The sequence below is a fragment of the Pseudomonas shirazensis genome (assembly GCF_050496565.1).
Classification (GTDB): domain Bacteria; phylum Pseudomonadota; class Gammaproteobacteria; order Pseudomonadales; family Pseudomonadaceae; genus Aquipseudomonas; species Aquipseudomonas shirazensis_A.
Map to the genome: position 1 here is coordinate 20,081 of NZ_JBNWAE010000025.1, position 12,348 is coordinate 32,428.

At 62.8% G+C, this 12,348-nt stretch carries 9 protein-coding genes; 5 read left to right on the forward strand and 4 right to left on the reverse strand.

Annotation, left to right across the window (positions count from 1 at the left end):
* Positions 1 to 125 precede the first annotated feature (125 nt).
* Together ACQZ2L_RS24015 and ACQZ2L_RS24020 are read right to left on the reverse strand one after the other, a co-directional pair.
* A complete protein-coding gene (locus ACQZ2L_RS24015) occupies positions 126 to 1,376 on the reverse strand; it encodes a ribonucleotide-diphosphate reductase subunit beta (RefSeq protein ID WP_181108957.1) in 1,251 nt (416 codons plus the stop codon).
* Positions 1,377 to 1,953: 577 nt separating this feature from the next.
* Positions 1,954 to 4,833: a ribonucleoside-diphosphate reductase subunit alpha gene (locus ACQZ2L_RS24020; protein WP_430328149.1), complete on the reverse strand. Its 2,880-nt coding sequence runs from the start codon at positions 4,831 to 4,833 to the stop codon at positions 1,954 to 1,956.
* 731 nt (positions 4,834 to 5,564) lie between these two features.
* Between ACQZ2L_RS24020 and ACQZ2L_RS24025 the strand changes: the two genes are divergently transcribed.
* Positions 5,565 to 6,269 (forward strand): response regulator transcription factor, encoded by a 705-nt coding sequence (locus ACQZ2L_RS24025; protein WP_103438301.1) that lies wholly within the window; start codon positions 5,565 to 5,567, stop codon positions 6,267 to 6,269.
* A complete protein-coding gene (locus ACQZ2L_RS24030) occupies positions 6,266 to 7,876 on the forward strand; it encodes an ATP-binding protein (RefSeq protein ID WP_430328168.1) in 1,611 nt (536 codons plus the stop codon). Before ACQZ2L_RS24025 ends, ACQZ2L_RS24030 begins: the two co-directional genes overlap by 4 nt.
* Here the strand turns inward: ACQZ2L_RS24030 and ACQZ2L_RS24035 are convergent.
* Together ACQZ2L_RS24035 and ACQZ2L_RS24040 are read right to left on the reverse strand one after the other, a co-directional pair.
* A complete protein-coding gene (locus ACQZ2L_RS24035) occupies positions 7,873 to 8,574 on the reverse strand; it encodes a 4'-phosphopantetheinyl transferase family protein (RefSeq protein WP_430328150.1) in 702 nt (233 codons plus the stop codon). The two genes, ACQZ2L_RS24030 and ACQZ2L_RS24035, sit on opposite strands and share 4 nt — an antisense overlap.
* A gap of 40 nt (positions 8,575 to 8,614) precedes the next feature.
* A complete protein-coding gene (locus tag ACQZ2L_RS24040; RefSeq protein WP_430328151.1) occupies positions 8,615 to 9,406 on the reverse strand; it encodes a dienelactone hydrolase family protein in 792 nt (263 codons plus the stop codon).
* A 135-nt stretch (positions 9,407 to 9,541) separates the two neighbouring features.
* Here ACQZ2L_RS24040 and ACQZ2L_RS24045 point away from each other — a divergent pair, with 135 nt between their 5' ends.
* From ACQZ2L_RS24045 to ACQZ2L_RS24055, 3 genes are all read left to right on the forward strand, one after another.
* On the forward strand, positions 9,542 to 10,147 hold the full coding sequence (locus ACQZ2L_RS24045; protein ID WP_314876256.1) for an outer membrane protein: 606 nt from the start codon (positions 9,542 to 9,544) through the stop codon (positions 10,145 to 10,147).
* 121 nt (positions 10,148 to 10,268) lie between these two features.
* Positions 10,269 to 10,946 (forward strand): response regulator, encoded by a 678-nt coding sequence (locus tag ACQZ2L_RS24050; RefSeq protein ID WP_101321766.1) that lies wholly within the window; start codon positions 10,269 to 10,271, stop codon positions 10,944 to 10,946.
* Positions 10,943 to 12,289 (forward strand): ATP-binding protein, encoded by a 1,347-nt coding sequence (locus tag ACQZ2L_RS24055; RefSeq protein ID WP_430328152.1) that lies wholly within the window; start codon positions 10,943 to 10,945, stop codon positions 12,287 to 12,289. Before ACQZ2L_RS24050 ends, ACQZ2L_RS24055 begins: the two co-directional genes overlap by 4 nt.
* Positions 12,290 to 12,348: the final 59 nt, after the last annotated feature.

A 12,348-nucleotide genomic window follows, 5' to 3' on the forward strand; every position in this document is an offset into this window, starting at 1 on the left:
CGTTAGATACGGGTGTACTCGATCTGTGTAGGAGCGGCCTTGCCGGGGCGCCGGACCGGTCGGAATGGGCCGCAAAGCGGCCCCGGCAATCTAACTGACAGCCCTGTTAGAGGGCTTCACCAAGATCAATCCCAGCTCAACGCCCCACCAGTCTGATACTCAATCACACGCGTCTCAAAGAAGTTCTTCTCTTTCTTCAAGTCCATGATCTCGCTCATCCACGGGAACGGGTTGGTGGTCCCTGGGTACTCTTCTTTCAAACCGATCTGAGTCAGACGACGGTTGGCGATGAACTTGAGGTAGTCCTCCATCATCGCGGCGTTCATGCCCAGCACGCCGCGCGGCATGGTGTCGCGAGCGTATTCGATCTCCAGCTGGGTCCCTTGCAGGATCATCTGGGTGGCTTCTTCCTTCATCGCCGCATCCCACAGGTGCGGGTTCTCGATCTTGATCTGGTTGATCACGTCGATACCGAAGTTCAAGTGCATCGACTCGTCACGCAGGATGTACTGGAACTGCTCGGCAACGCCGGTCATCTTGTTGCGACGGCCCATCGACAGGATCTGGGTGAAGCCGCAGTAGAAGAAGATGCCTTCCAGAACGCAATAGTAGGCGATCAGGTTGCGCAGCAATTCTTTGTCGGTCTCTGGGGTGCCGGTGTTGAATTCCGGGTCGGAGATGGCGCGGGTGTACTTCAGGCCCCAGGCAGCCTTCTTCGCGACCGACGGGATCTCGTGGTACATGTTGAAGATCTCGCCTTCATCCATGCCCAGCGACTCGATGCAGTACTGGTAGGCGTGGGTGTGGATCGCCTCTTCGAAGGCCTGGCGCAGGATGTACTGGCGGCACTCCGGGTTGGTGATCAGGCGGTACACGGCCAGGGCCAGGTTGTTGGCAACCAGCGAGTCGGCAGTGGAGAAGAAGCCGAGGTTGCGCATGACGATGCGGCGTTCGTCTTCGGTCAGACCGTCCTGGTCTTTCCACAGGGCGATGTCGGCGGTCATGTTGACCTCTTGCGGCATCCAGTGGTTGGCGCAGCCGTCGAGGTACTTCTGCCAAGCCCAGTCGTACTTGAACGGTACCAGCTGGTTGAGGTCGGCGCGGCAGTTGATCATGCGCTTCTCGTCGACCGCAACGCGGGCCGCGGAGCCTTCCAGTTCAGCCAGGCCTTCGGCGATGTCGAGGTCGTCCAGGGCAGCCTTGGCACGCTTGACCGCGTCCGAGTCGGCAGCCGTGGCAGCACGCGCTTCAAGAGCGGCGGCGCCACCGGCGCTGTCGAGCTTGTCGAGGGTGGCGGCAGCTTTGGCCTGCGCCGGGGTGCTGTTTTTTACGGCAAGTTCGTCGTCTTCTTTGTCGAATTCGTCCCAGCTCAGCATGTCATGGCTCCTGCTAGAGGGTTGCGCGCGGCAACCGGTTGGATTTTCAAGTGATGCCTGTACAGCGCAATGCCCACAAGGCGTTACGGCGGGCGCTGAGAGCGTGCTCTCGTCACATTTAAAGGTGTCTGGCTCAGCACATGGCCTGTCCTCGAACGAGGGGCCAGGGCGCTGGAAATCTTGTCGTCAACTCGCCCTTTCGGGGGGCGCGAAGTATACCGGAAACGAGGCTGGATCGGGGCGCCTCGGGCGCTACAGATGGTAATTGTTTGACCCGCAGAGCACGCCTGTGTTCACTCGATTCCGGCTGCTTGTTACGGGGTGTGAGTCTAGCGCTAAATACGATTTGTTCCTACATCTTGTGCTGCTTTATTTTGCCGCACACTGCATATGGTGTTTTGTCTTGATCAAGATCAAGCAGGCGGATTGCCTGTAAGCGCCTGATGGCAGGGCGCAATCGGGCGTGGCAAGAGCCTCGCCAAGCCTGACTCAAGCGCTGCCGAGCAGGCAAAAAAAACCGCAGCCATTACCGAGTAGGCAATGGCTGCGGTGGTGTCAGCTCAGCGCTGCGCCGGCCTTATTGGCAAGCTTCGCAATCCGGCTCGTCGATCGCGCAGGCCTTCGGCACAGGTGCTGGACCTGCGGCCTGGACCGGGGCGCTGTCGCCGCCGCTGGAAACGGCGTTGAGCTTGCCGGTGTTGATGGTCGACTTCTCGGTGCTGGTCGCGGCCAGGGCGCGGAGGTAGTAGGTGGTTTTCAGGCCACGGTACCAAGCCATGCGGTAGGTCACGTCGAGCTTCTTGCCCGAAGCGCCGGCGATGTACAGGTTCAGCGACTGCGCCTGGTCGATCCACTTCTGGCGACGGCTGGCGGCATCGACGATCCACTTGGTGTCGACTTCGAACGCGGTGGCGTAGAGGTCTTTCAGCTCTTGCGGGATACGCTCGATCTGCTGCACCGAACCGTCGTAGTACTTCAGGTCGTTGATCATGACCGAGTCCCACAGGCCGCGAGCCTTGAGGTCGCGCACCAGGTACGGGTTGATCACGGTGAACTCGCCGGACAGGTTCGATTTCACGTACAGGTTCTGGTAGGTCGGCTCGATCGACTGCGATACGCCAGTGATGTTGGCGATGGTCGCGGTTGGCGCGATGGCCATGATGTTCGAGTTACGAATACCTTTTTGTACGCGAGCACGTACCGGTGCCCAGTCGAGGCTCTCGTTGAGGTCGACGTCGATGTACTTCTGGCCACGGGCCTCGATCAGGATCTGTTGCGAGTCCAGTGGCAGGATGCCTTTGGACCACAGCGAACCCTGGAAGGTCTCATAGGCGCCGCGCTCGTCAGCCAGGTCACAGGAGGCCTGGATGGCGAAGTAGCTGACCGCTTCCATCGACTTGTCGGCGAACTCGACGGCAGCGTCGGAGCCGTAGGCGATGTGCTGCAGGTACAGTGCGTCCTGGAAGCCCATGATGCCCAGACCGACCGGACGGTGCTTGAGGTTCGAGTTACGCGCCTGCGGTACCGAGTAGTAGTTGATGTCGATAACGTTATCGAGCATGCGCACGGCAGTATTGACGGTGCGTTGCAGCTTGGCGGTATCGAGCTTGCCGTCAACGATGTGGTTCGGCAGGTTGATCGAGCCCAGGTTGCAGACCGCGATCTCGTCCTTGTTGGTGTTCAAGGTGATCTCGGTGCACAGGTTCGAGCTGTGGACCACGCCGACGTGCTGCTGTGGCGAGCGCAGGTTGCATGGGTCCTTGAAGGTCAACCATGGGTGGCCGGTCTCGAACAGCATCGACAGCATCTTGCGCCACAGGTCTTTGGCCTGAATGGTCTTGAACACCTTGATCTTGTTGTACTCGGTCATGGCTTCGTAGTACTCGTAACGCTCTTCGAAGGCCTTGCCGGTCAAATCGTGCAGATCAGGTACTTCGTTCGGCGAGAACAGGGTCCACTGGCCGTCATCGAAGACACGCTTCATGAACAGGTCAGGGATCCAGTTGGCGGTGTTCATGTCGTGGGTACGACGACGATCATCACCGGTGTTCTTGCGCAGCTCGATGAATTCTTCGATGTCCAGGTGCCAGGTTTCCAGGTAGGCGCAGACCGCGCCCTTGCGCTTGCCACCCTGGTTGACCGCAACGGCGGTGTCGTTGACCACTTTGAGGAACGGCACGACGCCCTGGGATTTGCCGTTGGTGCCCTTGATGTACGAGCCCAGCGCGCGCACCGGGGTCCAGTCGTTGCCCAGGCCGCCGGCAAATTTCGACAGCATGGCGTTGTCGTGGATCGCGTGGTAGATGCCCGAGAGGTCATCCGGCACGGTGGTCAGGTAGCAGCTCGACAGCTGTGGACGCAGGGTACCGGCGTTGAACAGGGTCGGGGTCGAGGCCATGTAGTCGAACGACGACAACAGGTTGTAGAACTCGATCGCACGGGCTTCCTTGTCTTTCTCTTCCAGCGCCAGGCCCATGGCCACGCGCATGAAGAACACCTGCGGCAGCTCGAAGCGCACGCCATCCTTGTGGATGAAGTAGCGGTCGTACAGGGTCTGCAGGCCGAGGTAGGTGAACTGTTGGTCGCGCTCGTGGTTGATCGCCTGGCCCAGACGCTCAAGGTCGAAGTCGGCCAGTGCCGGGTTCAGCAGCTCGAACTCGATGCCCTTGGCAACGTAGGCAGGCAGGGCCTTGGCGTACAGCTCGGCCATCTCGTGGTGGGTGGCGCTTTCGGCAACATTGAGGAAGCTCAGGCCTTCGGCACGCAGGGTGTCCATCAGTAGGCGGGCGGTGACGAACGAGTAGTTCGGCTCACGCTCGACCAGGGTACGGGCGGTCATCACCAGGGCGGTGTTGACGTCCTTCAGGGCGACGCCGTCGTACAGGTTCTTCAGGGTTTCGCGCTGGATCAGCTCGCCATCGACTTCAGCCAGGCCTTCGCAGGCTTCGCTGATGATGGTGTTGAGGCGGGCCATGTCCAGCGGTGCCTTGCTGCCGTCGGCCAGGCTGATGCGGATCGACGGGTGCGGCTCGACCACGGCATCGCTGTTGGCGCGGGTAGCACGCTCTTTGGCGCGCTGGTCGCGGTAAATGACGTAGTCGCGGGCGACTTTCTGCTCGCCGGCGCGCATCAGGGCCAGTTCGACCTGGTCCTGGATTTCTTCGATGTGGATGGTGCCACCCGACGGCATGCGACGCTTGAAGGTTGCAGTGACCTGCTCGGTCAGACGCGCAACGGTGTCGTGGATGCGCGACGAAGCGGCGGCAGTGCCGCCCTCAACTGCAAGGAACGCCTTGGTGATGGCCACGGTGATCTTGTCGTCGGTGTAGGCGACGACAGTGCCGTTACGCTTGATCACACGCAGTTGGCCAGGCGCAGTGGCAGCCAGATCCTGGTTCGAATCAGCGGCCTGCGGCGCTTGGGCCTGCGGGTTCTCGCGAGTTGTGTCGGTTTGCATCGGTGGGTGTCTCCACAGTTTCAATAGTGTTCGGGCGTGTTATCCACGCCCACCGTTCCATCCGCCAGTTGGCTTGCTCGAGCGGGGAACCCACGCGCACGTGGATCCGCCAGCTCGGGCGCGCCGACTTCGGGACAGACTCAGGAATAAGGGGCAATAGCTTGCCGCTCCCTGGCCGAAGTCAAAGGTTCTGCGTTACAACGCAAAATCTGTTGCTGCCGGGGTCACCAGGCTATGCCTGCAACACCCGTACCCGAACAAGGCCTCGTGCAAGGCTTGCCTCGGTCTGCCTGCGCAGGAGCGCTTTGGCTGCTTGTATTGCCATAAGTTCAGGTCGAAAAAACGCTTGAATTTCGTCGCTGACTTGTGTTCTCGATTTCGGCTCAACCCCAACATGTAGTGGTTCGCCGCGATAGGGATACAAGATAATGCGGTCTGAGGGTGTTTGCAAGGCGACCGCCTGTGGATAACGTGTGTACAGATTGTGTGTGATTCGTGGGTATCGGCTGTAGGCCTTGTCCTCACGGCTTTTCACTTTTTTTCCGCACCGGAATGACCCGTTGCAGAATGTTACTGCTGTGCGGCGCATCACGCTAAATCGTTCTGGTCTGTCTCGGACCAACGGCACCGGCGGAGCTGATTGGCAGGCGCGGATGTGCGACGTAGTATCCATGGACAAGGCTACATTCAGGTGACCAGCGGCAGCTCACCCATAACAACAGAGGCCAGGCATGGACCAACCCAGCAACCGCATCCTTATCGTCGAAGACGATCAGCGTCTCGCCGAACTGACCGCCGAGTACCTGCAGGCCAATGGCTTCGAGGTTGCGGTCGAGGCAGACGGCGCGCGCGCGGTGCGGCGCATTCTCGACAGCCAGCCGGACCTGGTGGTGCTGGACCTGATGCTGCCCGGGGAAGACGGCCTGAGCATCTGCCGGCGGGTACGTGGCCAGTATCACGGCGTGATTCTCATGCTGACCGCCCGCAGCGATGAGCTCGATCAGGTTCAGGGGCTGGACCTGGGCGCCGACGACTATGTCTGCAAGCCGGTGCGGCCGCGGCTGTTGCTGGCGCGTATCAATGCCTTGCTGCGGCGCAGCGACAGCCCTGACAGCAAAGTGCAGGCGCTGCGCTTTGGTCCGCTGCAGATCAACAACAGCCTGCGCGAGGCCTGGCTCGATGAGCAGCCGATCGACCTCACCGGCGCCGAATTCGACCTGCTCTGGCTGTTGGCCAGCCATGCCGGCCGGGTGCTGTCGCGCGAGCAGATATTTACCGCCTTGCGCGGCGTCGGCTACGACGGCCAGGACCGCTCGATCGATGTGCGTATCTCCAGGATTCGCCCCAAGATCGGTGACGACCCGATTCATCCACGCCTGATCAAGACCTTGCGCAGCAAGGGCTATCTGTTCGTGGCTGAGGCGGCGCCGGCCTGATGAAGTCGATTTTTCTACGTATCTATGGCGGCATGCTGGCGGTACTGGTGCTGGTTGCTGTGCTCGGCGTGGTCAGCCTGCACCTGGTCAACCTGGTGCGCGCCGAGCAGCATCGCGAGCGCCTGGCGCAAGGCACGTTCAGCCTGATGGCCGACAACCTCGCGCCGCAGAACCCCGTCGAGCGCCAGCGCTCGCTGTTGATGTGGGAGCGCCTGCTTGGCGTGCCGCTGGATGTTCAGCCAATGGCCGCGCTGACCCTCGACGGCGGCCAGCGCGCGCGGCTGTACCGCGACCTGGTAGTGGTCGACAAGACCGGCCCGCATGCCGCACGCGTGTTGCGCCGGATCGGCCGCGAAGACCAACTGCTGGTGGCCGAGGTCAAGCAGATCAGCGAGCAGTTGGCGCGGGCCACGGTGTACTTGCTGGCTGATGAACTGGTGCGCTACCCGGTCAGCGAACAGCCGCAGCGGCTGGCGCAATTAAGGCAGAGCAAAGGCTTTGGCTTCGATATCGGCCTGCAACGGTTGGAGCGGGCGGCGCTGGATGACGACCAGCGCCACCGGGTCGAGGAGGGCGATACGGTGATGGCGCTGGGCAAGGACGGTGATTCGGTGCGGGTGTTCTCCGGCGTGCCCGGTTCACCCTGGGTGCTGGAGATCGGCCCGCTGTACCAGCTCAATCCCTATCCGCCACAATTGCTGATTCTGATCGCGTTTCTCGGTTTGTGCCTGATCGGCCTGGTGGTGTACCTGCTGGTGCGCCAGCTGGAGCGGCGCGTGTCCGGCCTGGAAGCCGCCGCCACGCAGATCGCTCAGGGCAGCCTCGATACCCGCGTGCCGGCCGGCGGCGCCGATTCGGTAGGGCGCCTGGCGGCGGCATTCAATGGCATGGCCGAACACCTGCAGCGCTCGCTGAACATGCAGCGCGAGCTGGTCCGGGCGGTGTCGCACGAGCTGCGCACACCAGTGGCACGGTTGCGCTTTGGCCTGGAGATGCTTGAAACCGCCAGCACCGATCAGGCGCGGGCCAAGCACCTGGCGGGGATGGACGGCGATATCCAGGACCTGGACAAGCTGGTCGACGAAATGCTCACCTACGCGCGTCTCGAACAGGGCGCGCCGGCCTTGCAGTTTCAGGCCGTCGACCTGGATGCCCTGCTGGCGCGGGTCATCACCGAGCTGGCGCCGCTGCGCCCGCAGATAAATGTGCTGCGTGGCCTGTGCCAAGGCGCCGATGAGGACGGCGCCTGGGTCGAAGCCGAGCCGCGCTATCTGCACCGTGCGCTGCAAAACCTGGTTGCAAACGCCATGCGCCACGCCGAGGGCGAGGTGCGCGTGAGCTATCACTTGGGCCAGCAGCGCTGCCGGATCGATGTCGAGGACGATGGCCCGGGCGTGCCGGAAAGCGTCTGGGAGCGCATCTTTACTCCATTCACCCGGCTGGACGACAGCCGCACCCGGGCCTCGGGCGGGCATGGTCTGGGCTTGTCGATCGTGCGCCGGATCATCTACTGGCACGGTGGGCGGGCGGTAGTTGCGCGCAGTGAAGGCTTGGGTGGGGCGTGCTTCAGCCTGAGCTGGCCGCGCCAGCAGGAAGCTGAAGACTAGACGCTGACCAGGCTCAACAGCTGCCCGTGGTTGACGCAGAACTGGCCATTCAGCTCGACGCCGTGGCGCCATTCGGGCGACAGATCAGTCAGCAGGCGCAGGCGCGCCAGGCCGTCTGCAGACCATTCCAGCAGCTCTGCATGCTCGAAATAAAAGCGCTGCTGGGTCAGTGGATAGAGCGTCTTGAACAGGCTTTCCTTGAGCGAAAAGGTCAGCGTCACGGCCAGTGCCAGCTGGCTGCGGTCGAGCCGTTGCAGCTCGGCCGGGGTGAGGATTTCTTCGGCGAGGCGTTCGGCGCGAGCTTCATCCAGCAGCGTTTCCTGATCCAGGCCGATGCCTCGGCAACTGGCAGCGTCGGCGACCACGGCGGCGGCCCAGCCTTTGCCGTGGGTGATCGAGCCGCGAATGCCTGCCGGCCAGATCGGTGAGCGGTCGGCATGGGTCGCGGGCACATAGTCACGACCGTCCAGTTGCTGCAAGGCGGCGCGTGCGCAGACGCGGCCGGCCAGGTACTCGGCCTGGCGCTTGGCTACGGAACGCTGGAGGCTGGCGCTGGGCTCGATGCCGGCGCGCTGGAAGTCGTCGGCAGCAAGCCTGGCCGGGTCGAACGCACAACTGACCAGCACCGCGCCGGAGATCGGACGCGGTAGGGGCCAGTGGTGTTGCAATGGGTCGCAGCAGGTCGGCAGTCGGTTCATGGCGCTATTGTGCCAGAGCTGGCCACTGCCAGCGCAGCGGTCACTTGAACAGCTTGTCCAGAAACGCCTGCATATCTGCCCAAGAGCTTTTGTCGGCCGCCTGGTCATAGCCGATATCAGGCCCGCCATGCTCGCCGTGACTGAGGCGGTCGGCATCGGGGTTGCTGAAGCCATGCTTGGCGCCGGCGATGCTGACAAACTGATAGTCGGCCTTGGCCTTGTCCATCTCTTCTTTGAAGGCCGCGACCTGCTCCGGGGTGACCATGCTGTCTGCCGCGCCGTGCTCGACCAGCACTTTGGCCTTGACGCTGCCGGGGCTGGCCGGGGTCTGCGTGACCAAGGCACCGTGGAAACTCACCACCCCGGCCAGCGCTTCGCCACGCCGGGCCGCGTCGAGCACGACCTTGCCGCCAAAGCAGTAGCCAATCGCGGCGAGTTTGTCAGGGTCGGTTTTCGGTTGAATCTCGAGCAGTTTCAGGCCTGCATTGAAACGCTTGGCGGCGGCATCCGGGTTCTGCAATGCAGCCTTCATGAACGCCATTGCATCGGCCGGGTGCTCGGTGTGCTTGCCATCGCCATACATGTCGATGGCAAGTGCGCTGTAACCCAGCCCCGCCAGATCGCGGGCGCGGCGCTTGGCATAGTCATTGAGACCCCACCACTCGTGCACTACCACGACGCCCGGCCGTTTGCCGTCAATAGCATCGTCATAGGCGTAATAGCCAACCAGGCGCTTGCCGTCGGCATCCTGATAAGGGATTTCGCGGGTCTGCACCGCTGCTTGAGTAAGGCTGGCGCAACTCAACAAGGCCAGGGCAAACAGATAACGCATGGTCGCAACTCCTTTCAGGCGAGGGGAGCGCAAGCTGTTCAGCGGCGGTTCAGGCAGGGTTCAGCCGCGGTTCAGGGCGCCTTGCTTACTCTAGCTTCCAGACCGAAACAGCGCATCCAACTGGAGTAAGAACCCATGAAAACAGTCAATACCCTGCTTGCAGCAATGGCCGTATGTGCCGCCGGCTTCAGCGTTCAGGCCAATGCCGACGACACCTTCGCCAGCCTGACCTACGGCCAGACCAGCGACAAAGTACGCAAGTCCGGCCTGCTCTCGCGCAGCACCGACAACCTCAATACCGATGGCGTGATCGCCAAGGACGGCACCTGGGGTGTGCGTCTGGGCAAGATGAACAACGAAGGTCGCTACTACATGACCTACGACAACGTCTCCGGTGACCACAGCGGCCTCAAGCTGCGCCAGGAAAACCTGCTCGGCAGCTACGACCTGTTCCTGCCGGTGGGTGACACCACCAAACTGTTCGGCGGTGCCAGCCTGGGCCTGACCAAGCTGACCCAGGAATCCTCCGGCTACAGCCGCGACACCAACTACGGCTACGCTGCAGGCCTGCAGGCCGGCGTCATCCAGGAAGTCACCGACAACGCCTCGGTCGAACTGGGCTACCGCTACCTGCGCACCAACGCCAGCACCGAGCTGGTCGAACACGGCGGGCCGAAAATCGGCAGCATGAGCCTGACCAGCAGCGCTCAGACCTACCTCTCGGCAAACTACAAGTTCTAAGGCGTGCTGGTACTCTGTACCGGCGTTCGCAACGCTCAAGGCTGCTGGCTCGCCAGCGGCCTTGAGCCGTGCCTGCGCCAGAGAGGCAAGACAGCATCGTGATGGTCATAAGGAGAAGGGCATGAAACTGCTGGTGGTCGAGGACGAGGCGCTGCTGCGCCATCATCTGCACACGCGCCTGAGCGAAACCGGCCATGTGGTCCAGGCGGTCGGCAATGGCGAAGAAGCCCTGTACCAGGCCGAGGAGTTCGCTTTTGACCTGGCCATCATCGACCTCGGCTTGCCGGGCATGAGCGGCCTTGACCTGATCCGCCAGCTGCGCAGCCAGGGCAAGAGCTTCCCGATCCTGATCCTCACCGCACGCGGCAACTGGCAGGACAAGGTCGAAGGCCTGGCCGCAGGCGCCGATGATTATGTGGTCAAGCCGTTCCAGTTCGAAGAGCTCGAAGCGCGTCTCAATGCCTTGCTGCGTCGTTCCAGCGGCTTCACCCAGTCGACCATCGCGGCCGGGCCACTGGTGCTCGACCTCAACCGCAAGCAAGCCAGCCTTGACGATCAGCCGCTGGCGCTGACCGCCTACGAATACCGCATCCTCGAATACCTCATGCGCCATCATCAACAGGTGGTGGCGAAAGACCGCCTGATGGAACAGCTCTATCCAGGCGATGAAGAGCGCGACCCGAATGTCATCGAAGTGCTGGTCGGCCGCCTGCGCCGCAAGCTCGAGGGCGAGCACGGCTTCAAACCGATCGATACCGTGCGCGGCCTGGGCTACCTGTTCACCGAGCGCTGCCGATGATCCGTTCGCTGCGCGTGCGCCTGATGCTGGCGGCGGCGCTGCTGGCGCTTTTGTTCATGCTGGCGCTGCTGCCGGCCTTGCAGAAGGCCTTCAGCCTGGCCCTGCAGGAGTCGATCGAACAGCGCCTGGCATCCGATGCGACCACGCTGATCTCCGCCGCGCGTATCGAGCAAGGCCGCCTGCAGATGCCCGATCTGCTCCCCGATGAGCGCTACAACCTGCCTTATACCGGGTTGATCGGCTACATCTTCGACCGCGACGGCAAGCTGGTCTGGCGTTCGCGGGCTACCGCCGACCGCCACATCAACTATCAGCCGCGCTATGACGGCCGCGGCAACGAGTTCGCCCGCATTCGCCAGGACAACGGTGAAGAGTTCTTCGTCTATGACGTGGAAGTAAAACTGCTTGGCGGCAAGAGCGCCGCCTACAGCATCGTAGCCCTGCAACCGGTACGCGAGTATCAGGACACCCTCGAAGGCCTGCGGGAGAAACTCTACCTGGGCTTCGGCGCTGCCTTGCTGGCCTTGCTGGTGCTGCTGTGGGCCGGCTTGACCTGGGGCCTGCGCTCGCTGCGCCGGCTGAGCGTAGAGCTGGACCAGGTCGAGAGCGGTGCTCGCCAGGGCTTGAGCGGCGAACACCCCCGCGAGCTGTTGCGCCTGACCGGCTCGCTCAACCGCCTGCTGCACAGTGAGCGCGAACAGCGCCAGCGCTACCGTGACTCCTTGGACGATCTTGCGCACAGCCTGAAAACGCCGCTGGCGGTGCTCCAGGGCGTGGGCGAGAGCATGGGCCACGGCAGTGGCGAGCGCGAGCAGGCGCGGGTGCTGCAGAGCCAGATCGAGCGCATGAGCCAGCAGATCGACTACCAGTTGCAGCGCGCCAGCCTGCGCAAGAGCGGCCTGGTACGTGACCGTGTCCAGCTCGCGCCGCTGCTCGAAAGCCTGTGCAACACCTTGGCAAAGGTCTATCGCGACAAGCATGTGGCGATCACCTTGGTGGTCCCTGCGCAGGCTGAAATCCCCATGGAGCAGGGCGCCGCGCTCGAGCTGCTGGGCAACCTGCTGGAAAACGCCTACCGGCTGTGTCTGGGTCAGGTGCGGGTGACCTTGAGCGAGACCCCCGACCGCCTGCTGTTGTGCATCGAAGACGACGGCCCGGGCGTGCCGGCCGATCAGCGCGAGCGCATCCTCCAGCGCGGCGAGCGGCTGGACCGCCAGCATCCGGGGCAGGGCATCGGTCTGGCCGTGGTCAAGGACATCATCGACAGCTACGACGCCCAGCTGAGCCTGGACGATTCGCCGCTGGGCGGGGCTGCCTTCAGGATCGTCTTCAAGCGCGGCTGACCCCGCGCCCGGGCGGATTCCCGCCAACCCGCCCGTTCATTTCCCGCGAACGGGCGGAA